Here is a 23,683-nt window from a genome sequence, read left to right as displayed (position 1 = left end):
GCACGAGATGACAGACCCAGACGTCCCCCAGTCCGCGCCGAGCGGCGTCGATGTCGAGCAGGGCAGGAGCCGTTTCTGGTGTGCGTGCAGCAAGTCGGGCGAGCAGCCGTTTTGCGATGGCAGCCACAAAGGGTCGGACATCGCACACCTCACGTACACGGCGCTGAGCTCGAGTCAGGTGTTCTTCTGCGGGTGCAAGGCGACGACCAGGACGCCCTTGTGTGACGGCTCGCGCACTGCGTTGTGACAGCGACGGGCCACGGGACATGGGAGCACGGGGTGTCTGAGACTACGCTTCACTTTGACGAGGTGGTCAAGGACTACGGGGACACCCGTGCATTACACGGCCTCTCCTTCGACATCCGGGATCGCGAGTTCTTCACCTTGCTTGGGCCATCGGGCTGCGGCAAGACAACCCTGTTGCGCCTGATCGCGGGCTTCGAGTCGCTCAGCGCCGGGCACATCAGCCTGCGAGGCGATGACCTCTCGGCGTTGCCGCCAGCCAAGCGGCCGGTCAACACGGTGTTCCAGCACTACGCGTTGTTTCCCCACCTCAGCGTGCGGGAGAACATCGGATTCGGGCTGCAGATGCTCGGCTGGGAAGCTAAGCGATCGCTGCAGCGCGTTGAGGCCATGCTCGATATGGTCAAGCTCAGCGACCTCGGTGACCGTCGCCCCGCACAACTCTCGGGTGGCCAGCAACAGCGCGTCGCGCTCGCGCGCGCGATGGCGCCCGAGCCGCAAGTGCTGCTGCTCGACGAGCCGCTCTCGGCACTGGATCTCAAACTCCGGCAGGCGATGCGTGGCGAACTCAAGCAACTGCAACAACAGTCCGGCATCACGTTCGTGTTTGTCACGCACGACCAGGAGGAAGCGCTGGCAATGTCCGATCGCATTGCCGTGATGTCCGGTGGTCGGATTCAACAGATCGGCACGCCGCAGTCGATCTACGACGAGCCGGTCAACGCTTTCGTCGCCGACTTCATCGGGCAGAGTAACGTGATTGCCGTGGAGCCGGTGGACGGTGGTTGGCGCTTGCCCGGGACAGCCTTCGTGTTCGGTGCCGCCGGCACGCCCGGCGGTGAATCCGTTCACGCCTCGGTTAGGCCGGAGCAATTGCGGGTTGTCGACGGTCACGACGCCAACGCCGGCTGGTGCGGCACCGTGTCCCAGTCGAGTTACCTTGGCAACAGCCTCGAACTCGGTATCGAACTCGACTCCGGTGTGACACTGCAGGTCCGGATACCGCCCTCAACGCAGGGCACAGCCCACCTTGTTGTCGGCAGTTCGGTCACGGTGCGACCGAACGACGGAGCCGTGAGGTTGGTCGACTGATGGCGGGTGCGACCGGCGTCGACGGCGTCGTCTGCAACAGCTACGCACCGGCGCGCGCGCGGCTGCTGGCACCGGGCTGGTTCGTGTTGCTGGTGTTCATGCTCATACCGGTCTTGGTGATGTTGGTGTACTCCTTTCTGACCAAGGAGTTCCGCGGCGGTGTGATCTGGGAATTTTCGATTGCGTCCTACGATCAGTTCTTCCTCGATCGCGGCCTGTTCGGCGATGAACCCCCTCGGGTGGAGTGGACCTACATCGTGATCTTCCTGAGGTCGATCGGGCAGGCGCTTGCAGCCACCGCCCTGTGTTTGCTCATCGGGTTCCCGACCGCCTATTTCATTGCCACGCGCCCGGCGTCCCAGCGCACGGCCTGGCTGTTTCTCGTCACCGTGCCGTATTGGGTCAATCTGCTGATCCGCACGGTGTCCATGAAATTTCTCATCCGGGACAGCGGGCCGCTGAACGAAGCGTTGTTGGCGATCGGCCTGATCGACTCACCCCTGGCGTTGATCAACACCAACTTCGCGGTGCAACTCGGGTTGTTCTACTCCTATCTCCCGTTCATGGTGCTGCCGATTTACGCGTCGGTCGAGCGCTACAACTTCAGTCTCTCCGAAGCCGCTGCAGACCTCTATGCGAGCCGGCCGCGTATTTTGTTCCGCGTGGTCATACCGAGTGTGAAGCCTGGCATCGTGGCCGGTTGCATCCTGGTGTTCGTGCCGAGCCTCGGTGCCTTTCTCGCGCCGGACCTGCTCGGCGGGGCCAAGAACTTCATGATCGGCTCTCTGATCGAAGAGCAATTCAAGGGCAATGCGGGCAACTGGCCGTTTGGCGCGGCGGTGTCGATGATCCTCCTGACCATCGTGTTGCTCGTGCTGCTCGCGTTTGCGCGTGGCCAGGGCAGGGCACCCCGGGGGGCTACGTGAGCCGCAACCATGATGTGCGCCATGTGCCAGGCTTTGGTTTTCTGGCGGTGGTCTGTCTGTTGGTGTTGTACCTGCCCCTGTTGGTGGTCATGGTGTACAGCTTCAACGAATCACGCTCCATCACGATCTGGGGCGGCTTCAGTCTGCGGTGGTATGTCGAGGTGTTTCAGGGCACCGAAGCCCCGAAGTTCAAGGCGGCCGCCTGGAATTCCCTGACGATTGCGGTGATCGCCGCGACTACGGCCACAGTCATCGCCACCTGTGCCGCGCTTGCGATGGTGCGCGGTGGGGCGTTCCGGCTGCGCACGGCGACCTTCGGCCTGATCAGCATGCCGATCATGGTGCCGGAGATTGTCACGGCGGTGGCCACGCTGGTGTTCTTTTCCAGCATCGGCTTTGTGCTCGGCTACGCCTCCATCCTGGTGGCACACATCGTCTTCTGCATCCCCTTTGCCTACTTGCCGATCAGTTCGCGTCTGCAAGGCATCGAAGCGCATTTTGATGAAGCTGCGCAGGACCTCTACGCCACCCGCTGGCAAACCTTTCGATTCGTACTCTGGCCGATGATGATGCCCGGGGTGGTGTCGGGCTTTCTGCTTGCCTTCATCATCTCGCTGGACGATTTCATCATCACGAATTTCGTCAAGGGTGCGGGGGTCGAAACGCTTCCCACGGCCATCTTCGGCGCGGTGAAACAGGGCATCAAGCCCGATATCATGGCATTGTCGACACTGCTGTTGTGCGTGTCGGTGTTGCTGGTGACAGCCTCGTGGTGGATAGGCCGCCGCGGTGAGGCGTCCGCCTCGAATTGACCTCACACAGTCCACGACAAAGGAGACACGCACGATGAAGAGGACACTTTTGAAATCCGGTGTTGCAATCGCCCTGACAGCAGCGCTCGGTGTGGCGCCTGCACAGGCTGCCGGCTCACTCTCGATCTACCACTGGTTCGAATACATTCCACAGGAGCTTCTCGACAAGTTTGCCGCCGAGCACGACGTCGAGGTGACCATGGACACCTACGACTCCAACGAAGCGCTGCTCGCGTCACTCAAGGCCGGCAAGATGGGCAGCTACGACGTCGCCGTGCCGGGTGACTACATGGTCAAGATCATGGCCGACGAGGGCCTGCTCGACACCATTGGTGAGGGTGAGCTGGCCAACAAGGGCAACATCGAGCCGCAGTGGGCGGACGTGAGCTTCGACCCGATGCGCCAGCACTCGATCCCCTACCAGTGGGGCTCGACCAGCTTTTCGGTCAACCGCGATGTCTACGGCGGTGACATCAACGACACCGCCATGTTGTTCGATCCGCCCGACGCGGTGAAGGGCAAAATCAACGTGCTTGACAGCCAGGGTGAAGTCATGGCGATGGCGTCGATGCACCTCGGCATACCGCAGTGCTCGACCGACCGAGACCAGCTCAAGGCACTTGACGGTCTGTTGCAGGGCGCGAAGGCGCACTGGGCGTCATTCGGTTCGGATGTCGCCAAAGACGTGTTGGTGTCGGGCGACGCCGCCGTCGGCATGATCTGGAACGGTTTCTCGGCGAAGGGCCGGGCCGAGGGCGCAAACATCGAATACGCCTACCCCAAACAGGGTCACGTCGTGTGGATGGACAACGTCGTGTTGCTCAAGGACGCGCCGAACCGCGAGAACGCACTGAAGTTCATGGATTTCCTGCTCGAGCCGGAAAACATCGCTGCGGTCAGCAACTTTGCCCAGTACATGACCGGTGTCACCGGTGCGGTCGAGTTGCTCGACGAGGCGCTGCGCACGTCGCCCGAATCCGTGCCGCCGGCTGGCTCGGCGCCGGGCGCGTTCGTCGAGGTCTGTGACCAGGCGACCCAGGAAGTCTACGACGCGATCTGGACGCGGTTGCGCAAGTAAGCCCTCGCGGGCGGCCCCGGGTCAGCCAACGACCCAGGGGCCGCTTCGCGGAGTGACCCACACGCAGAACCGCGACCACACGGAGTTGCATTGTGCCTCGACACCTGACCCTTGCCGCCACGCAATTTGCCTGTGTGGACACGCCGGCTGACAACCTCGACCGCGCCGAGGCCCTGGTGCGTGACGCCGCCGCGAGCGGGGCGGGGCTGGTTTTGTTGCAGGAGCTGTTCTCGGCGCCGTATTTCTGCAAGCGACAGGACCCGGTCCATTTCGGCGGCGCGTTGCCCGCAGCTGGCCACCCGGTCATTGCCCGCTTTGCCGACCTCGCACGCGAGCTCGGTGTGGTGTTGCCGATCAGCTTCTTCGAGCGGGCCGGTCAGTCGCACTTCAACAGCGTCGCCATCGTCGATGCAGACGGCTCGGTGCTGGGCACGTACCGCAAGTCCCACATACCCGACGGCCCGGGTTACCAGGAGAAGTTCTATTTCTCCCCGGGTGACACCGGTTTCAAGGTTTGGCCGACCGCGGTGGGCACGATCGGGGTCGGCATCTGCTGGGACCAGTGGTTTCCCGAGTGTGCTCGGGCGATGGCCCTGATGGGTGCCGAAGTCCTGTTGTACCCCACCGCCATCGGCTCCGAGCCCCCGGCGCCAGACTACGACAGCCAGCCGCACTGGCAAGCGGCGATGTGCGGCCACGCGGCTGCTAACCTCATGCCGCTGGTTGCGAGCAACCGCGTCGGCAGTGAGAGCCAGGACGGCAGGGACGTCACCTTTTACGGCAGTTCCTTCGTTGCCAACTGGGACGGTCAGGTGCTGGCGCGTGCTGGCCGCGAAGCCGACGGGCTGGTCACCGCCACCGTCGACCTCGACAGCATCGCCGCAACCCGGGGCAGTTGGGGCGTGTTTCGTGACCGTCGACCGGAGTTGTATCACGCCTTGCAAACCCTCGACGGCGGCGTCGCGTGACGCGGTGTGGCAGCAGGCGCGAATGACCGCTGATCACGGCATGCTGGCGTACTATGCGGCACGCGCGCCACACTATGATGACGTCTACACGGTGCCGGAACGCCAGGCCGACCTCCGCTGGTTGACTCAGTTCATCCCGCGCGTGTTCACGGCGCGCCACGTGTTGGACGTCGCCGCGGGCACCGGCTTCTGGACTGCAGGCATTGCGCGCGAGGCGTCGTCGGTGCTTGCCGTGGACGCCTCTGCTGAACCCCTGGCACGGCTCGAGGCGCGCGCGCTTGGCGATCACGTGCAGACTGCGCTGCACGATGCCTATGCCCTCGACACCCTCGGCGGTTTCGATGCGGCCTTTGTCGGCTTCTGGTTCTCGCATGTGCCGAGGGCGCGCCGTCGCGCGTTCTGCCGCGGGCTCGATGCCGCGCTCGCGCCCGGCTCGCCGGTGGTGTTTGTCGACAATCTGCCGGGCGCCTGCCAACCCATCAACCGGGTGGACGATGTCGGTGACGGTTGGCACACACGCACCTTGCCCGATGGCAGCGAACACCAAGTGTTGAAAAATTTTCCGCGGCCCGATGAAATGCTCGACGCCCTCGAGGGCCTGGCCTCGCACACCGTGTGGCGTGAGTTGGAGCATTTCTGGGTGTTTCAGTACCGCACGGGTGCGTGCCACGTGCCGCCGCTGTAGTCGAGCGGTGGCAGACCCGACACACGGGAGCAGATGACAATGCGAGATCCGCGGTATGACGTGCTGTTCGAGCCTGTCTCGATCGGGCCGGTGACGGCGAAGAACCGGTTCTATCAGGTGCCCCACTGCAATGGCGGCGGCTACCGTGACCCCTCTGCCGCGGCGGCGATGCGGGAGATCAAATCGGAGGGCGGTTGGGGCGTCGTGTTCACCGAGCAGTGCGAGATGCACCAGAGTTCGGAAATCACGCCGTTCATCGAGCTGCGCCTGTGGGATGACCGGGACATCCCGATGCTGAGCCGCATGGCGGACAGCATGAAACGACACGGCGCACTCGCCGGCATACAGCTCGCGTACTCGGGCATCAACGGCCCGAACCTCTACACGCGGGAAGTGCCGTTGGCGGTGTCGCCGGGTCCCATTCTGACCTTCACCAATGACCCGGTGCAGGCGCGCGCGCTGCGCAAATCCGAGATTGCCGACCTGCGTCGCTGGTTCGTCAACGCCGCCAGGCGGGCGCAACGCGCGGGCTTCGACCTGATCTGCCTCTACGGTGCCCACGGTTTTGGTATTTTTCAGCACTTTCTGTCTCGTGCGACCAACCAGCGTGCAGACGAATACGGGGGGTCGCTCGAAAACCGGTCGCGCTTCGTGCGCGAGGTGGTGTCGTCGATTCGTGAGGCCGTGGGTGACACCATGGGGATCACGCTGCGGGTGTCGCTCGATGAAAACCTCGGTGAGCTGGGATTCAGCAACGCCGAGGTGCGTGACTACGTTGCCATGCACCACGACTTGCCGGACCTCTGGGACCTCGCGCACGGCACCTGGGAGGACTGTTCAGGCCCGTCGCGCTTCAAGGAAGAAGCCGCACAGCAGGATCTGGTCGCCGGCATCCGCGCCCTGACCAGCAAACCCGTGGTCGGCGTGGGTCGCTTTACCTCCCCGGATGTCATGGTGAAACAGATTCGGTCCGGCACCCTGGACTTCATCGGGTGTGCCCGGCCCTCGATCGCCGACCCCTTTCTGCCCAGGAAAATCGAAACCGGCCGCATCGAAGACATCCGCGAATGCATTGGGTGCAACATCTGTATCACCGGCGACATGACCATGTCACCGAGCCGGTGCACACAGAACCCGACCTTCATGGAAGAGTGGCGCAAGGGTTGGCACCCGGAGCGGATGAACGCCAAGGGCGCGTCGCGGTCCGTGCTGGTCGTGGGTGGCGGACCGGCCGGGCTGGAGGCGGCGCGCGCACTCGCCGTGCGTGGCTACGATGTTGCGCTCGCTGAAGCGGGGGAGACGCTCGGCGGGCGCGTCGCGCGCGAACGGCAATTGCCCGGGTTGTCTGCATGGGGTCGGGTCGCGGATTACCGCAGCTATCAACTGTCGCAGCGGGCCAACGTAGAGACCTACCTCGCCAGTGCGCTGACGGCCGAGCACGTGCTGGAATTCGGGTTCGAGCAGGTCTGCATCGCCACGGGCAGCCACTGGCGACGGGATGCCGTGTCGCGCGAACACCTGGTGGCGCCGCCCATCGACCCGGCCATGCCGCTGTACACGCCCGATGACCTGATGGCCGGCCGCTGCCCCCCCGGCGGACACGTGGTGCTCTATGACGACGACCATTTCTACATGGGTGGCGTGCTGGCCGAGTGGCTCGTGCAGCGAGGCTGCACCGTGACACTCGTGACGCCCGCGCCGCGCGTGTCCGAGTGGACGTTCAACACACTCGAGCAGAGCACGATTCACAGTCGGCTGGTCCAGCTCGGCGTCGAGGTGGTGCTGAACCGGGGGGTGAAGTCGATTGCGACCGGCGCGTGTGTCAGCGGTTGCGTGTTCGGCGGTGCCGACCGGCACCTTGAGTGCGATGCGGTGGTGGTGGTGGCCTCACGCACGCCGGAAGACACCTTGTACCGCGCGCTGCTCGAGCATCAGTCGGCGTGGGCCGACCACGGTGTTCGCGGGGTTGCCGCGATTGGCGACGCTGACGCGCCCGGCCCGATCGCCTGGGCCACCTATGCCGGTCACCGCTACGCGCGTGAACTCGATGGCCCTCCGCGGTCGGACGAGCCGGTGTTCAAGCGAGAACTGGCGGCCTTGTCCGACGATGTCGGCGACGGGGCGTCGTGGCGTCTCGGTGAGCGTGCGCCCAGTGCGTGAGCACGCCGTCGACTGGGCACGCGCGCGCCTGACGTCGGGTGCCTTCGAAGCCGAGCTCGCGACCCTCGTGTCGCATGCGACAGAGAGTCAACGGCATGGCAACACGGATGCACTGCGCGCCTACCTCGGCGACGCGGTGATACCTCGGCTCGATCGCCTCGGGTTCGAGTGCACAGTCCACGACAACCCGGTGCCGGGTGCGCCGCCGCTGCTGACGGCGGCGCGGATCGAGCAGCCGGGGTACACGCGCGTGCTGGGCTACGCCCACGGCGATGTGGTCAACGGGCAGGCCGAGGTCTGGCGAGCGGGACTGCACCCCTTTCGTTGCGCCCGCGAGGGCGATCGGCTCTACGGTCGTGGTGTCGCTGACAACAAGGGCCAGCACCTGGTCAACCTGACGGCGCTCGAGGCCGTCCTGCAGACGCGCGGGTCGCTCGGATTCAACGCGAGTCTGCTGTTCGAAATGGGCGAGGAGGTGGGGTCGCCGGGTCTGGACGTGTTTCTGCGTGACAACCCGCAGTGGCTCGAGGCCGACGTGCTGATTGCCTCGGATGGACCACGCTTGCAACCGGACACACCCACCGTGTTCCTCGGTTCACGTGGCTGCATCAACTTCGAGATCGGCGTACGGCTGCGTGACGGGGCCCACCACTCCGGAAACTGGGGTGGGCTGCTTCGGGACCCGGCGATCGTGTTGGCCAACGCGATCGCCAGCGTGTGCTCGGCGTCCGGGCAGATCGCGGTGTCAGGCTGGCAGGCGACCAGCTTGACTCCGTCGGTGCGCCGCGCGCTCGCGGACCTGCCCCTCGCGCTGCCGGACGGGCCTGACATCGACGAGGACTGGGGTGACGCGTCGCTGACGCCTGCCGAACGGGTGTTCGGCTGGAATGCGTTCGCCGTGCTCTCGTTGCTCAGCGGCTCGCCGGATGCGCCTCAGAACGCAATCGCGGGTGAGGCCAGGGCGGTCTGCCAGTTGCGCTTTGTGGTCGGCACCGATCCGGATGCCGTGTTGCCGGCGTTGCGGGCGCACCTCGCCGAACAGGGCTTCACGGACGTGACCGTCTCAGCCTGCGAGGGCGTTCGCTTCGATGCGACTCGGGTCGACCCGGACAACCCCTGGGTCCGCGTTGTCACCCAGTCCCTTGAGCGCACGACAGGCAAGACCGTGCACGTGCTGCCGAACCTCGGTGGGTCCTTGCCCAACGCGCTATTTGCCGGCTTGCCGACCGTCTGGATTCCGCACTCCTACCGCGGTTGCTCACAGCACGCCCCGAACGAGCACGTGCCGGTGTCCCTGTTGGATGAGGGGCTGCAGATGATGTCTGGCTTGTATTACGATATCGGCTCGCACGAGGGTCCTGCGTCCCTGTTGCGCTCACGGGGCGCTGCTGCCAGCGGTCGCTAACGTGGCTCGAGCCAGGCGCCGGGGATGCGGATGAACTGCTGTCCCTGGCCATTGACCACGACATCGAAGAACTGCAGCGCATCGCCGTGGAGCAGGGACTCCGCACTTGCGCAGTGCAGGAAGGCCTTGGTCTGGCCTATGCGGTAGCCGCGGCACAAGGGGTTCGACTCGCTCGGGTCTGCGACGCCTGCCTCGTACACGGCGAACCGCCAGGTGTCGCGTGGCAGCCCGAAGACCTGCCACTTCGTGACGTGCAGGTCCGGCAGAAAGTCGGTGCTCTGTGTGTCGAAGTTGATGTAGTGGTCGCTGTCTTGCACGCGTTGTCGACCCGCTGACGGATAGGTCAGGTCGAGACACAACGGCGAGTTCATCTGTCCGGTGCAGTAGCGTTTTGCCAGCACGCGCCCGTCGTCGTTTCGCGTGACTTCGCGGTCGATGAGGCGCGTGGCGTCGGTGCCGTGTGGCGAGTGCAGGCGGCTCAGGGTGTAGGCACCGAGCATGTCGGCGCGGCCCTTCATCGACAGGTAGCCAATGCCGTACTCGTCCTGCACGCCGAGCAGGTGTCCGCTCCACAACAGTGTTGAGGTCTCCTCGCGGCGCGAGAACACCGTGATGCTGCTCTCGAGATCCGTATTCGGGTTGCTCGACACCTCGGTGCGCGTGAGCCAGGTGTGGTCGGCGTGGTTCTCGAAGCGAAAATTCACCTGTGTTGTGCCCGACTTCTTGACACTGATGTAGCGCACTTCCACCCAGCCCTCGAGCTCGGACCATTTGATCTTGACGGGGTTGCCGCCAAACATGCTGGCGACGCTCGTCGAGATGCGGTGGGTTTCCGCAGCCGGGTGCGAGATCGTCGTCTCACCGAATCGCACCACCTGGCCGCGCTTCGCGTCGTACTCCGCATTCAGATTCGCAACCTGACGCGTCAGCTCCGCGGCGCTCATCTGCGTCACCATCGCGGACGACAAGCGCTCGGCGATCAGGTCGTCGATCAGGTCCTGGGTGTAGGTGCTCCTGAGCTGACCGGCTGGAATCGTGCAGGGTGCGGTGGTCGGACCGGCCGGGCAGTGTCTGTCCAGGGTGTCGATGACCGCGTTGAACAGTGCAAACAGCTCGAGCAGGTCCTGCTCGGCGTGGTAGATGTCGTTGAACAGCTCCGTGCTGGTCCAGCTGATCGATCGGTTGTTGAGGCCGTCCGCGCTTGAGTCGTCGTTTTCGAGTTGTTGCAATGCAGCGCGGGGGATATCGGGCGCCACGGCGGTTGGCAGTGAGCGGGCGATCAGCACCTCGGAGGATGGCCCTGATCCTGTGCCGACCATGCCGCCGTCCATGCACGACACCAGCACCGGGGCTGCGAGGGCGGTCACCGCCAGTGTGCGGCCGAGGGCGCGACGTGCGCGGGACAGGGCAGTCATTCGCCTGCCTCCCCGTCATTGTCCGACACCGGGTGTTTGAAGAAATACACGCCGACCCCGGCGCGGTTGCGGCCGGTGCCCTTGATGTTCGGGTTGCTGTCGCGGTCCTGGGTGGCCATGAACTCGTTCAACGCGTTCAGAAACACCAGTGCCCGGTCCTGACTGACGACCTCGATGTCGTCGAGCACGTCGTCTGGCAGGTTGTTGTGCACCACGCTGAGCTGCAGCCGGCGCTGGTCGGTCGGGCAGACCAGGTTGTGTTCCATCGTGGCCAGCAGGTCGGCTGCGCTGTCACCGAACACCTCCAGCAGCTCTCGGCTGCCGCTGGTCGGTGTGTAGGCGTCGACCATCAGCGAGACGGTGTTGTTCTTCTGGTAGACCGCGCCCACACGCTCAAGCTCCTGCAGGATCGTGCGGGGTGTGACGTCACCGCCGTGCAGTGAGACCAGTGTGGCGAAGTCGGTCTTGACGTCGAGCGGCAGTGGCTTGTTGAAGCGGCTGTACTGCGGGTCGGTGCGCCAGGCGTTGATGACCCGCGCCGCGCGGTTGTGCTTGAACGGGTAGCTTTCGTCGAGCGGTGCCTGGTTGAGGATCTTCTTGACTTCGCGGCGGTGCACGCCGGTCAACACTGCCACGTGCGACAACGATTGTTTGCGGCCCGGCATGCGGAACTCGTCGTGCGCAACCTTGACGTACACCTCGCGTGCGATCTCGGTGAAGTCGGACAAGCTGATGCCGTTGCGCAACAGCAGGCGCACCAGCGGACGCAGCAGCTTCTGCAGCGCCGTCAGCAGTGCATCTGGTTCGGAAGAGCTTGTCGATTCCGTCACACCCGGTTTCCTTCGCGCTCGGCGTGCCCCTCAAGACGTGGATGGCGTGTGCACACCGCACCCGACCCGCAAACGGCAGACGCAGCACCCGGATCTCGGGTCGGGTGGCGGCAGGTCGGCGGTGCGCGTGGCACGCTACTTTTGGTGTATCGGCACCAAATGCGGGGACTCAAGTGCGCGAAGCGGCGGTGCGACGGCGCCTTTCACCCGGGCGCTGGCGCCGTGACGTGACCGAGGTCGGCAGGCGCAGAGCAGCTACACTGGCAGTTGTGCAGCGGGCGACCACGCAGGCCGGCGCCCGCGACACGCCACGACAAGGGAGGGCTCGACACCGTGGACAGCGATCACACACCGCCGGCTGACGCACCGGCCACCGTGCTGCAGCGGGTCATGAGCTGGGTTGTGGTGGTGGTCCTGACGGGCTTCGCCGTGGCGACCCTCTACCGACTGTTTACCTTCAGTGAGCCCGAAGAGACCTTTTGGGAGGATCTCTTTCGCGAGCAGTTTCCGGTCGTGGTCGGCATGCCGATGGCGGGACTCGCGGCGCTGTTCATCACGCTGGTGTTGCGGATGTCACACGGGCCGCTCGAGTTTGGCGTGGGAGGGCTGCGATTCAAGGGTGGTGCGGCGCCCATCGTGTTCTGGGTGCTCTGTTTCATGGCGATGACGACGTCGATCAAGATGCTCTGGCAGGTTCCCCCGGCCGCTCAAGTGCAGCCGGCCGCAGCAGAGCGCCAGACGCCAGTCGCCGACAGCGACCCCTGAGGCACGCGTCCGGTGCCGCCGGGACGCACGTTGTCGCCGCGATCCGACGCGCCCCGAGACCGCCGCCGAGCTCAGCCGGCGGGTTGGGTGGGTGCCTTGTCGCGTTTGCCGGCTGCGCTTGCGACGGCGCGCCCGGCCGAGGCGAACATCGGGCCGTAGCGGCCTGTCATCGCCAGCAGGCACGGGGTGAGCACGAGCGTCAGGATGGTCGCGAAGGCGAGACCGCCGGCCACCGCGGTGGCGAGCTGAGACCACCATTGCGTCGAGGGCGCGCCGAAACTGATTTCACGGCCGAACAGGTCGATGTTCATTTTCAGCACCATCGGCATCAGGCCGAGTATCGTGGTCACCGTGGTCAGCAAAACGGGTCGCAGACGCTGCGCGCCCGTGCGCAGAACGGCAATGCCGACATCTGCGCCCTCGCGTCGAATCACGTTGAAGGTGTCGATGAGGACGATGTTGTTGTTCACCACGATACCCGCCAGCGAGATCACGCCCACACCGCTCATGATGATGCCGAAGGGCTGCTGCGTGACCATCAGCCCGATCAGCACCCCACCGACAGACAGGATCACCGCCGTCAGCACCAGAAACGCCTGGTAGAAGCTGTTGAACTGGGTGACCAGAATGATCGCCATGATGAACAGCGCCACACCGAATGCGTTGCCCAGAAAGGTCTGTGCCTCCGCTTGGTCGGCGTCCTGGCCCTCGAAAATCACCTCGACACGGGGGTCGATGCCGAACTCCTCGGCCGCGTCCTTCATTTCCTGCAGGCGCTGGTTTGCCAATTGACCGAGGTTGACCACGTCTTCGCCCTCGCGCGGCGTGACAGCCGCTTTCACGCGGTGCACGCTCTGGCCATCGAGCCGACGCAGGGTGCTGACTTTCTGGCTCGGCTCGATCGTCGTGAAGTTGCCGATCGGCACGTAGCCGTTGGCGCCGGCGACCCGAAGGTCCTGCAGTTGGGAAAGTTGCCGCTTGTCTGCGGGGAAGCGGGCTCGGATGTCCAGCTCTTCGTCGCTGTCGTCCGGTCGGTACGTAGAGAGCTTGACGCCGTTGGTGATCAGTTGGACGAAGGTGCCGATCAGGGCGACGTCTGCGCCAAAGCGGCCAGCCTCTTCGCGGTCGACGCGCACGTTCCACTCGAGCCCCGGCAGCGGCAAGCTGTCCTCGATGTCGACGTAGCCGCCTTCGTCCAGCATCCACTGGTGCAAGCGGTCGGCCGCCTTGGAGGCGAGGGCGTTGTCGTTAGAGGCGAACGCGACCTGGATCGGCTTCTGGTCACCGCCCGGGCCCTCGCCCATTTTCTGGACTTCAATCAGAATGCCCGGGATCACCTCGTTGAGGTGGCGGACATCGTCAAGCACCACATCGGCTCGGCGCTCGCGTTTGTCCCAATCGTGGAACTCCACTGAAATCGTGCCGATCTTGTCGGTACCGTCGACATTGGTGCGGGCGTAGGCGGTCTTGAATTCGGGGATTTTCAGCACCTCGCGTTCGACCTTGCGCAGCAGTTGATCGCGTTCGCGCACCGCGAGGTCGCCGCGTGCGAGCACGGCGATGTTGGCTTGCTTGGGTTCGACCTCGGGGAAGAACTCGGTCCCGCGGCCGAACTCGCCGTAGAACGTGAAGATCGCGATCAACAGCGCGATGACCAGGAAAAGAATCTGCAGTGGAAAGCGGATTGCCCAGGCGAGGAAAGCCACGTAACGGCCTGTGAAGCCGGTGAGCTCCCGCATGTCGCCCGTTTCAGCCGCGACCAGATTGGCTGTAGCGGCGTCAGATCTCGGACCGGGTTTGCCAATCAAGCCGCCGAGTGTGGGCACAAAGATCAGCGCCATCATCAGCGATGCACTCAGGGTGGCAATCAGCGTGATCGGCAGGTATTTCATGAATTGGCCGACGATGCCGGGCCAAAACAGCAGCGGCAGGAACACCGCGAGGGTTGTCGCCGTCGAGGCGATGATCGGCCAGGCCATGCGTTGCGCCGCCTGTCGGTAGGCTTCGCGCCGGGGCACCTTGTCGGCCATGCGGCGATCGGCAAACTCGGTGACCACGATGGCGCCGTCAACCAGCATACCGACCGACATGATCAACGAGAACAACACAACGATGTTGACCGTCAGCCCGAGCGTCGAAAGCACCAGGATGCCGATCATGAACGATCCGGGAATCGCGACCGCGACGAGCCCCGCAGTGCGCAAGCCCAGTGCGGCGATGACGACCACGACGACCAGCAGAACAGCCGAGAGCACGTTGTTTTGCAGGTCGAGCAACATGTCGCGCACGTCCTGGCTCTGGTCACCGTAGAAGTTGACTGTCAGCCCAACCGGCCAGAACGCGCTTTGCTCCTCGACCACGGCCTTGACCGCGTCGATGGTGTCGATGATGTTCTCGCCGACCCGCTTCTTGATGTCCAGCGTGACGGCGGCCTCACCGCCCATGCGGGCGAAACTGTCCGAGTCCTTGTAGATGCGGCGGATCTCGCTGATGTCTTCGAAGCGCACCACCTGACCGTTAACCGACTTGATCGGCAGCGAGAACAGCTCGGACGCGTTCTCGACCACGCCCGGCACCTTGAGCGGAAACCGGCCCGCGCCGGAGTCGAGTACCCCGGCGGCGACCAGGCGGTTGTTGCGCGACACCGTGTTGAACAACTCGGCTTCGTTGATGCCGTAGCTCTCGAGTACGAGCGGGTCGATGAGGATTTCAACCATCTCCTCGCGCTTGCCGTTGATCGGCGCCTCGAGCACGCCCGGCAAGGCTTCAACTGCGTCCTGCAGTCGGTCGGCAATGGCATAGAGTGCACGCTCCGGTACCGCACCGGAGAGCGAGACAACGAGCACCGGGAACTCCGACAGGTTGACCTCCTCCACGATCGGGTCATCGGCTTCGTCGGGCAGGTTGGATTTGGCCTTGTCGACTTGCTCTCGCACTTCGGTGAGCGCTGCGTCGGCGTCGAAACCGGCGTCGAACTCCAGCGTGACCGAGGCCCCACCCTCGTAGGCACTGGAGTTGAGTTTCTTCACGCCTTCGATCGATTCAAGCTCCTTCTCGATCGGCTTGACGAGCATGCGCTCGGCGTCTTCCGGCGATATGCCCTCGAGACCCGTGTGCGTGTAAATGATCGGAATGTCGATATCCGGATTGGCTTCCTTGGGGATCGACAGGTACGAGACCGTCCCGGTGATCAGCAACAGCGTGAGCACCATCAGAACGGTTCGGCTGTGATCGACGGCGGCGTTGATTAAAGCGTTCACGGCGTATCCTCAGTTGGTGGTGCTGGCTGACGCGTCGGCTTCGTCGATGGCCTCAACCGGGTCGCCCTCGTGCACAAAACCCTGGCCGAGCGTGATGACGCGCGCGTTCTCCGGGATGCCGCTCAGCCAGAGCCCGTCGGATTCGGCACGCACGATCTCGACGGTGTACAGCTCGACCGTATCCTGGTCCGACACGCCGGCGACCAGGATCTCGCCGCCGGCGCTCAGGGTGAGCAGTGCCGGGCTGAGTTTGTACGCGGCAATCGTGCCGAGCGGTACGGTCACCTCGGCGGTCATGCCGGCGGGCATGGCGCCGTCGACATTGTCGACTTCGATTTCGACGGTGAACATGCGCGTTTGCTGATCGGCCACGGGTGAGATGTAACGCACCTGGCCCTCCCGGGTTTCGCCGCCGATCAATGACACGGAGGCCGATTTTCCGAGTTGCAATTTGCCGATCATTGTCTCCGGTATGCTGCCCTCCACGACCAACGTGTCGACGTTGAGCAGGTCGGCAACCACGTGGCCTTGATCGACGAAATCACCTTGCTCGATACGCCGATCGGCGAGGATACCGGTGAAAGGCGCACGCACTTCGAGCTTCTCAAGTGTGCGTTCGAGTTCAGCGACGCGTGCCTGGGCGGCCGACAACGCGGCACCAGCCTGGGCCTGGACAATGCTGCTGTTCAACCCCTGTTGGGCCAGTTTGGTCTTGGCCTGGTAGTCTGCCCGCGCGACGTTGAAGTCGGCCTTCGCGCTCGAGAGTTGCTCGTTGAGGGTGCCTTGGTCGAGGGAGGCGATCACCGCACCGGCTGTGACGCGACTGCCACGTTCTGCACCGATCTCGATGATCTGGCCACCGACTTCGGCCGCAATGCGGGCCTCCTGCAACGGGCGTGTGCGGCCGGTGAAGGCGAGGTTGAGCTCGGTGGCATCTGCCGTCATCTGCCGCACTTGCACTTTTTGCAGCGGCCGGGCTGATGCCGCCGTGGCCGCCGTGTCTTCCTCGGGCTTGGGCAGGAACATCCAGAGCGCCACGGCGATCAGGATGAAGATGGAGATCAGGTACGGGCGATCGGTCAGCCAGCGCATGAGACAGGTCCGTCAGGTCGGTTGTGTGGTGTGTTTTCAGGTGAGTCGAGGCGCGCGATTTCATCACGCAAGGTGGCGCAGTGGGTGCGGAGCGCACCACTGCAAAAGCGCGCGACGCGTTCGCGGCTTTCGCGGCTGAACTGGTCGCTGCAATCAACGAATTCGTCGATCTTGGCCAGATCGCGCTCGAACGCGTCCAGGCGCTCCTGCATCAGGGCGCGAAGGCGCTCCGGGGCGAGCACGTCGGCGAAGACGAGTTGCATCAGAAAGGTCGAGCGAATCTGGTGGTTGGCCGGGGCCTCTGACAGCGTGTCGATGAACTGCGCGCGGCCCGCATCGGTGATGGCATACACCTTTTTGTCCGGCACGCCGGATTGCGCCACCGTGCGGTTCGTGGCAAGGCCCTCGTCGACCAGTTTCCGGAGTGCCGGGTAGAGCGCGCCAAAAGAGACCTCCTGAAAGTTGGCCAGCTCCTCGGCGAGCACCTTTCGGATCTCGTAGCCACTGGCATCGCCGACGTGCAAGACGGCAAGGCAGAGGTGCTTGATGTTCATGCTTGTTCGAATAGATATATATCGGATAGATATAGGATAGAGCACCGTTGAGAGCCTGTCGATGGCCGTGTGGGCGGCCTGGCCGCAGTTGGCGTGAACTGTGCGCCGGTTCAGACCGTCTCAGGGGTGCCGGTCGACACCGCCTTGCTACCCTTGACCGCGTGCCCCCAAATCCGATCACTGGAACCCGTATGCGCTTGTTCAGTCACCTGCTTCTTGCCGCCACGGTCGCTGTGGCCGCGGCCCCGGCCCTGGCCGACACCACACGCACGTGGGCGCTGTCCGAATTCGCCGAACCGCTGTACGCGCACGGACCAGCGCACTTGCCCTACGCCAACCCGGACGCGCCAAAAGGGGGGCGCATCACGCTGGGGGAGTTCGGCACCTTCGACACGCTCAACTTCCACGTCGCCAAAGGGGATTGGCCCAGCAGCATCTCATTGATTTATGACAGCCTCATGGAATCCAACGACAACGAGGTGGACGCCTACTACGGCGTCATCGCGGAGTCAGTCGAGTATCCCGAGGACAAAAGCCACGCGGTCTTTTACCTGCGCGAGGAAGCGCGCTACCACGATGGCTCGCCGATCGTGGCGGCCGATTTCGTCTACTCGCTTGAGGCGAAGAAAGAACACGGTCGGCCCTGGATCAAGTCCTTGTACGAGGACCTGAGCCACGCCGAGGCGCTCGACGACCGCACGCTCAAGGTGCACTTCAACACCACGGGCAGCACCAAGCCGATCATCCGCGCCGCCAGCATGTCGCCGCTGCCCAAGGACTTCTGGGAGAGCCGCGACATCACGGCGACCACCCTTGAACCGCCCAAGACCAGCGGACCCTACCGAATCAAGCGCGTCGATGCTGGCCGCTCCATCGTGTACGAGCGTGTGGCGGACTACTGGGCAGCGGGGCTGCCGTTAAAGGCGGGCCTGCACAATTTCGACGAGATCCAGTACGACTTCTACCGCGACGAGACCGCCATGTTCGAGGCTTTCAAGGCCGGCAAGATCGATTTTCGCGCCGAGTCCAGCGCGAAACGGTGGGTCTCCGAATACGATCTGCCACAAGTCGAGGACGGGCGTGTGTTGCTCGACGAGGTGCCGATCGAAACGCCGCGTGGGCTGTTCGGCTTCTACTTCAACATGTCCAACGAGAAGTTCGCACCCCTCGCCGTGCGCGAAGCACTGGTGCGTCTGTTCGACTTCGAAACACTCCAGCGCACCGTGCTGTACGGCAAGTTTCGGCGCTTGAGCAATTACTTCAACGGCGCGGGTTACGAGTCCAGCGGGGTGCCAACCGGGGCCGAACTGGCCTTGCTGGAGCCGCATCGGGATGCCTTGCCCGAAGCCCTGTTCTCCGAGCCGTTTGCGTTGCCCGTGACCGACGGCACCGGGCGCGACCGGCGGCAGAAGCGGGCGGCCCTCAGACTCTTTCAATCGGCCGGCTGGACACAGAAAGACGGCAAGTTGGTCAACGCTGACGGCGCGGTGTTCAGCATCGAGATCATGACGGCCTGGCCGGAGGTCGAAAAGTTTGTCAGCCAGTACCTCGACACGCTCAAGGGCCTCGGTATCGATGCCAGCCTGCGCATCGTTGACTCGGCCCAGTGGCGCGAGCGCGCGCGCGAAAAGCAGTTCGATGCGCTCGCGGTGGGCAAACCCTTCGTCGTGCCGCCCGGCAATGAACTGAAAAGCCAGTACGGCACCGCGTCGGCACTCGAGCGCGGCGCCAACACCAGTGCGATCACCAACCCGGTGGTCGATGCGCTGATCGACGACGTGGTGGCGGCGCGAACCCAGGATGAGATCTTTGCGGCGGCGCACGCGCTCGACCGCGTGTTGCTGTGGAACCACTACTCGATTCCGCTGTACTACCGACCCACCTCCTGGGTGGCCTGGTGGGACAAGTTCGCCCGGCCGGAGGCCTCACCGCGCTACGCGCTCGGAGTCACCAGCAGTTGGTGGTTGGACGCTGACAAGGCGGCCGAGTTGGAGGCGCGGTGATGCGCTGCTGGGCGATTTGCGCGACGCTGTTGGTGTCAATACCGGTTTTCGCGGCCGAGACGACCACCCGCTGGGCGATTGCGGAATACGGTGAGCCCCGCTTTGACGAGGGCATGACGCACTGGCCGTATGCCAACCCCGATGCACCGAAAGGCGGGCGGGTGACGCTCGCTGAAGTCGACAACTTCGACACGCTGAACTACTACGTGCTGAAAGGTCGCTGGCCCTCGACCATCGGCCTGACCACCGACTCCCTGATGACCAAGTCGGGCTTGCGCGGGACCTACCTCGACTACGGCGAGGAGTTCGAGTCACGCTACGGCCTGATCGCCGAGTCGGTTGAGGTGCCCGACGACCTCAGTTGGGCGGTGTTCACGATTCGCGACGAGGCCCGCTACCACGACGGTGCGCCGATCGTGGCCGCGGATTTCGTGTTTGCGCTCGACACCATCAAGACCCACGCCCGTCCGTTCATCAAAGCGGCCTACGATCAGGTGGAGCGCGCCGAAGCGCTGGATGCGCGTCGAGTGAAATACCACTTCACGACCACCGGCAGCATGAAGCCCGTCATGGTCGCCGCCGATTCCTCGCCGTTGCCCGTGCACTACTGGTCCAGCCGTGACATCACCCGTGCGACGCTCGAACCGCCGCTGGCGAGTGGTCCCTACCGCATTGCCTCGGTCGACGGCGGTCGGCAGATCGTCTACGAGCGCGTCGAGGACTACTGGGCGAGTGAGCTGCCGGTGGCCAAGGGTCTGTACCACCTCGGTGAGATCGTGGTGGATTATTACAAGGACGCGACTGCTGCCTTCGAAGCGTTCAAGGCTGGCAAGGTCGATTTCCGGGACGAGTTCAGCGTCAAGCGGTGGGAGCAGGAATACGATTTTCCGCTGATCGAGCGGGGTGACATACAGCGCGAATCACGGGTGTCGAGGTTGCCGTCGGGCATGATGGGGTACTTCTTCAACCTCGAGCGGCCGGCTTTCCATGACCGCCGCGTGCGCGAGGCGATCGCCACGCTCTACGATTTCGAAGCGTTGCAACGGACCTTGTTGTTCGGGCAGTTTTCGCGGATCAAGAGCTATTTCACCAACACCGAGTACGCGTCGTCCGGTTTGCCCGACGACGCCGAGCTGGCGGTCCTCGAGCCGCTGCGCGACCAGGTGCCGTCAGCTGTATTCGATACCGTGTTCGAGCCCAACGTGACCGACGGCAGCGGGCGCGACCGCCGCGGCAAACGTCATGCGGTGCGTTTGTTGAAGGCGGCCGGGTGGGAACAGCGCGACGGCCGCATGGTCAACAGCGCCGGTGAGCAGCTCAGCGTGCAGTTGATGACCGCGCGCGCCGAACGCGTGCGCCTGGCCGCACCCTTCCTCGATGCGCTCGCGTCGGTGGGGATCGACGCTGGCATCCGTCTGATCGATGCCGCGCAATGGCAGTCGAGCATTCAACAGAAGGAATTCGACCTCTGGGTGGGCGGCTACTATTTCTACCCGCCGCCCGATCAGCTGTTGTTCAGCTATTTCCACTCACGCACCGCCGACACCCCGGGGGGCAACGCTTCGAGCATCCGCAACCCGGCGGTGGACAACCTGATCGAGCGTATTGTCGACGCGACGGACAAGGACACCTTGCGGGCCACCACGCGCGCGCTCGACCGCGTGCTGTTGTGGAACCACTACGCCGTGCCAACCTACTTCCGCGATCGGCAGTTCATCGCCTGGCGCAACCGCTTCGGCCGGCCTGCGACGCCGCCCTCGATTGCGGTCGGGTGGTTGTCCACCTGGTGGGTGGACCCGACGCTGGACACTGCACTGTCGAACTGACGCACGGTGCTGGCATCCTGGGGGGTTGACGGGATGGGTGTGTTCGTCGCGAGCGCGCTGCTGCTCAACCTCACACCCGGGGTCGACACGGTCTTTGTGGTCTCGCGGGCGGTGGCCGCCGGTCGTGCGGCCGGCCTCGCCTCGGCGCTCGGCATCTCGGCGGGCACGGCGATACACTGTCTGCTCGTGGCATTCGGGCTGACCGGCGCCTTGTGGCTGGTGCCTGGCGTGGCCGTCGGTGTGCAGCTCCTCGGCGCCGTGTGGCTAGCGGTGCTCGCGGGTGTGACGTGGCGTCGTGCCGACGCGCCGCTTGCACCCACAGGGCCGTTGCGGCCTGGCTCACTGGGCCGCTGCTTCGGAGAAGCGCTGCTGACCAACCTGCTCAACCCCAAGGTGGGGTTGTTCTTTCTCGCCTTCCTGCCGCAGTTTGTCACCGCCGAGCGTCTCGACACGCCCGCGCCCTACCTGCTGCTGGGGGCGGCGTTTCTCGTCACTGGCACCACCGTTTCAGTGGCGCAGGCGCTGCTTGCCACGCGGTTGTCGCGGGCGCTGCGAGACCGCGCGCGGTGGCGCGCCACGCAACGTGCCAGTGCGGCGGCGCTGGCGTGCCTGGCGGCCTTCCTGGCACTCCGCCACACCGTGCTCTGACAGTCTTTGCAAGAGCTGCCATGCTCTTGGTCTCACCGCACAGGACACCCCCGTGGCTGCAGGCGCACCGCTGAACCCGCTTCGCCAGGCACTCGAGCGTGTGTTTGCCCTCGATCTGCGTTCGGTCGCGTTGTTCCGTATCGGCCTTGCCATCGCCGTGTTGGTCGACACCGCCTACCGGGCAGGTGACCTGGTGGCCCACTACACGGACGCGGGTGTGCTCCCTGTGACCGCGCTGCGCGACGACCTCGGTGTTCAGCTCCTCTCCGTACACGCCCTGTCGGGTGGGACAGGGTTGCAAGTCCTGCTCTTCGGTCTCACGGGTCTGGCGGCCATCGCGATGCTGGTGGGCTACCGCAGCCAGCTGGCGGCCTTCGTGTGTTGGGCGTTGGTGGTGTCGGTACAGCACCGCAACCCGTTGCTCGGGCAAGGCGGTGATGATCTCCTGGTGATCCTGCTGTTTTTTGCGTTCCTCTTGCCGATTGGGGCCCGCTTTGCAGTGGACGCGGCGTTGACGCCGGCGCTGCGCGCCGGACCGAACCTCAGCGGCGGGCCGGCGCAGCCGAGCCATCACGATTGGTTCTCGGTGCTGTCGGTCGCGGTCGTCTTGCAGGTTCTCTACCTGTATGTCTTCACGGCTTTTTTGAAGGACGGGGCGAGCTGGCATGCGGACGGCGATGCCGCGTGGTACGCCGTGCACCTCGAGGACTACGCCCGCACCGCGGGCGTCTGGTTGCGTGACTGGCCGGCGTTGATCAGTTTCGGTACCCACTACGTCTGGTGGGTGGAGCTACTCGCACCGCTGTTGGTATTGAGTCCGGTGTTTTCGACGCCTGCACGGTTGGTCGGCTTGGCGTTGCTGGCGTCGTTGCACCTGAGTTTTGCAGTGTTTCTGCGCATCGGTCTGTTTCCGCTGATCGACTTTGTCGCGTTGAGCCTGCTCTTGCCCGGTGCACTCTGGCGAGCGCTCGATCGCGTGCCGGGGCAGGCTGCCCGCGCCCGCGTGGTGATGTGGTACGACGGCGACTGTGTGTTCTGCCTGAAGATGTGCCTGGTGTTGCGTGCCTTCTTCCTGCCGCGCACGGTGCCCATCCTGCGCGCGCAGAGCCGCGAGGACGTGTTCGCGGCGATGCAGCGTGAGAACACCTGGGTCGTGACCGACGCCGAGGGCCGTCTTCACCGCCACGGTGGCGGGTTGCGCCTGCTGGTTCGTCTGAGCGTCTGGGCCTGGCCAGCCGCCTGGTTGCTCGATCGCCGGTGGTGCGCCCGGTGCGTGGACGTGGTCTACCACTGGGTCGCTGACAACCGGGGACGCATGGGCCAGGTCACCGATGTGCTGCTGCCGTGGCGCGTGCAGGCGCTGCAACCCGCGGTGGCGGCTGAGGTCCTCGCCTTCGCGTTGCTGTGTGCGATCACCTTCCACAATGTCACGGGCTTGCCGGCATACCGCGCGCTTGGTCTGGCGGCCGTGGATCAGTCGCTCGCACAGGTGGGTCTGGATCAACGCTGGGACATGTTTGCGCCTGTGCCGCGGCGCTCGAGTGAGCGGATGGAAGTGGTGGGCTTCCGGCCGGACGGCACGGCCGTGGACGCCTGGCACCGCACCCGGCACGAGCCGAGTTTGGCCTTCGACGTGGCGCGCTACCGCGACATCGACAACAACCGCTGGCGCAAACTCAAGGAGCGTGTGCACGCGCGGCCGCCCGATGCGGTGAGCAGGGCCTTCGGCGCTTTCGTCTGTCGCCAGTGGCATCAGCACGAGGGCACATCGCTCGACCGCATCGCTGTCTTTCGCGTGCGCAGCATCACCCCGTCGATGGACGGCACACGGCCGCGGCGCGACACCGCGAAACGGGTCTGGGAGCAAGACTGCTCGCCCTGAATCCCGCGTGGGTCGGCTCACCGTCTGCGCCGATCGTAG

19 protein-coding genes are annotated in these 23,683 nt (G+C 64.6%); 14 read left to right on the top strand and 5 right to left on the bottom strand.

Annotated features, from left to right (window positions below; genetic code table 11):
- Positions 1–7: 7 nt before the first annotated feature.
- From AAGA11_00495 to AAGA11_00455, 9 genes are all read left to right on the top strand, one after another.
- Complete coding sequence (locus AAGA11_00495) at positions 8–247, top strand: CDGSH iron-sulfur domain-containing protein (GenBank protein ID MEM9601312.1); 240 nt, start codon at positions 8–10, stop codon at positions 245–247.
- Positions 248–279: 32 nt separating this feature from the next.
- Positions 280–1,335 carry an ABC transporter ATP-binding protein gene (locus tag AAGA11_00490; protein MEM9601311.1) on the top strand — a complete coding sequence of 352 codons (1,056 nt, stop codon included), beginning with the start codon at positions 280–282 and terminating at the stop codon, positions 1,333–1,335.
- Complete coding sequence (locus tag AAGA11_00485) at positions 1,335–2,261, top strand: ABC transporter permease (GenBank protein MEM9601310.1); 927 nt, start codon at positions 1,335–1,337, stop codon at positions 2,259–2,261. The genes AAGA11_00490 and AAGA11_00485 overlap by 1 nt, the downstream gene beginning before the upstream one ends.
- Positions 2,258–3,073 (top strand): ABC transporter permease, encoded by an 816-nt coding sequence (locus AAGA11_00480; protein MEM9601309.1) that lies wholly within the window; start codon positions 2,258–2,260, stop codon positions 3,071–3,073. Before AAGA11_00485 ends, AAGA11_00480 begins: the two co-directional genes overlap by 4 nt.
- Before the next feature lie 34 nt (positions 3,074–3,107).
- Positions 3,108–4,151: an extracellular solute-binding protein gene (locus tag AAGA11_00475; GenBank protein MEM9601308.1), complete on the top strand. Its 1,044-nt coding sequence runs from the start codon at positions 3,108–3,110 to the stop codon at positions 4,149–4,151.
- Positions 4,152–4,243: 92 nt separating this feature from the next.
- Complete coding sequence (gene aguB, locus AAGA11_00470; protein ID MEM9601307.1) at positions 4,244–5,119, top strand: N-carbamoylputrescine amidase; 876 nt, start codon at positions 4,244–4,246, stop codon at positions 5,117–5,119.
- A 22-nt stretch (positions 5,120–5,141) separates the two neighbouring features.
- A complete protein-coding gene (locus tag AAGA11_00465) occupies positions 5,142–5,804 on the top strand; it encodes a methyltransferase domain-containing protein (protein ID MEM9601306.1) in 663 nt (220 codons plus the stop codon).
- Between the two features lie 39 nt (positions 5,805–5,843).
- Complete coding sequence (locus AAGA11_00460; protein ID MEM9601305.1) at positions 5,844–7,964, top strand: FAD-dependent oxidoreductase; 2,121 nt, start codon at positions 5,844–5,846, stop codon at positions 7,962–7,964.
- Complete coding sequence (locus AAGA11_00455) at positions 7,942–9,369, top strand: M20 family metallopeptidase (protein ID MEM9601304.1); 1,428 nt, start codon at positions 7,942–7,944, stop codon at positions 9,367–9,369. The genes AAGA11_00460 and AAGA11_00455 overlap by 23 nt, the downstream gene beginning before the upstream one ends.
- Here AAGA11_00455 and AAGA11_00450 read toward each other — a convergent pair.
- The gene (locus tag AAGA11_00450; GenBank protein ID MEM9601303.1) at positions 9,366–10,784 is read right to left on the bottom strand and encodes a hypothetical protein; all 1,419 of its coding nucleotides are present in this window, start codon (positions 10,782–10,784) and stop codon (positions 9,366–9,368) included. The two genes, AAGA11_00455 and AAGA11_00450, sit on opposite strands and share 4 nt — an antisense overlap.
- The gene (locus tag AAGA11_00445) at positions 10,781–11,614 is read right to left on the bottom strand and encodes a DUF6502 family protein (protein ID MEM9601302.1); all 834 of its coding nucleotides are present in this window, start codon (positions 11,612–11,614) and stop codon (positions 10,781–10,783) included. Before AAGA11_00445 ends, AAGA11_00450 begins: the two co-directional genes overlap by 4 nt.
- A 333-nt stretch (positions 11,615–11,947) precedes the next feature.
- Here AAGA11_00445 and AAGA11_00440 point away from each other — a divergent pair, with 333 nt between their 5' ends.
- Positions 11,948–12,379, top strand: a complete 432-nt coding sequence (locus tag AAGA11_00440; protein MEM9601301.1) for a hypothetical protein — start codon at positions 11,948–11,950, stop codon at positions 12,377–12,379.
- A 71-nt stretch (positions 12,380–12,450) separates the two neighbouring features.
- Here AAGA11_00440 and AAGA11_00435 read toward each other — a convergent pair whose 3' ends face one another.
- Genes AAGA11_00435 through AAGA11_00425 form a run of 3 tightly spaced genes read right to left on the bottom strand, consistent with a single transcriptional unit; the run spans position 12,451 to position 17,285 of the window.
- Positions 12,451–15,639 carry an efflux RND transporter permease subunit gene (locus AAGA11_00435; GenBank protein ID MEM9601300.1) on the bottom strand — a complete coding sequence of 1,063 codons (3,189 nt, stop codon included), beginning with the start codon at positions 15,637–15,639 and terminating at the stop codon, positions 12,451–12,453.
- 9 nt (positions 15,640–15,648) lie between these two features.
- Entirely contained in the window at positions 15,649–16,731 is a 1,083-nt protein-coding gene (locus tag AAGA11_00430; protein MEM9601299.1) for an efflux RND transporter periplasmic adaptor subunit, read from the bottom strand.
- Positions 16,719–17,285, bottom strand: a complete 567-nt coding sequence (locus tag AAGA11_00425; GenBank protein MEM9601298.1) for a PadR family transcriptional regulator — start codon at positions 17,283–17,285, stop codon at positions 16,719–16,721. The genes AAGA11_00430 and AAGA11_00425 overlap by 13 nt, the downstream gene beginning before the upstream one ends.
- A gap of 191 nt (positions 17,286–17,476) precedes the next feature.
- On the opposite strand from AAGA11_00425, the gene AAGA11_00420 reads away from it, so the two are divergent.
- The 4 genes from AAGA11_00420 to AAGA11_00405 are packed head-to-tail and all read left to right on the top strand — an operon-like array spanning position 17,477 to position 23,644.
- Positions 17,477–19,288: an extracellular solute-binding protein gene (locus AAGA11_00420; protein MEM9601297.1), complete on the top strand. Its 1,812-nt coding sequence runs from the start codon at positions 17,477–17,479 to the stop codon at positions 19,286–19,288.
- Positions 19,288–21,114 carry an extracellular solute-binding protein gene (locus AAGA11_00415; GenBank protein ID MEM9601296.1) on the top strand — a complete coding sequence of 609 codons (1,827 nt, stop codon included), beginning with the start codon at positions 19,288–19,290 and terminating at the stop codon, positions 21,112–21,114. Before AAGA11_00420 ends, AAGA11_00415 begins: the two co-directional genes overlap by 1 nt.
- A 6-nt stretch (positions 21,115–21,120) precedes the next feature.
- The gene (locus AAGA11_00410; protein ID MEM9601295.1) at positions 21,121–21,762 is read left to right on the top strand and encodes a LysE family translocator; all 642 of its coding nucleotides are present in this window, start codon (positions 21,121–21,123) and stop codon (positions 21,760–21,762) included.
- Positions 21,763–21,814: 52 nt separating this feature from the next.
- Complete coding sequence (locus AAGA11_00405) at positions 21,815–23,644, top strand: HTTM domain-containing protein (protein ID MEM9601294.1); 1,830 nt, start codon at positions 21,815–21,817, stop codon at positions 23,642–23,644.
- Positions 23,645–23,683 lie beyond the last annotated feature (39 nt).

The organism is Pseudomonadota bacterium (assembly GCA_039196715.1).
Classification (GTDB): domain Bacteria; phylum Pseudomonadota; class Gammaproteobacteria; order CALCKW01; family CALCKW01; genus CALCKW01.
The sequence above is the reverse complement of the archived record's forward strand: the minus strand, read 5'-3'. Positions and strand labels throughout refer to the sequence as shown.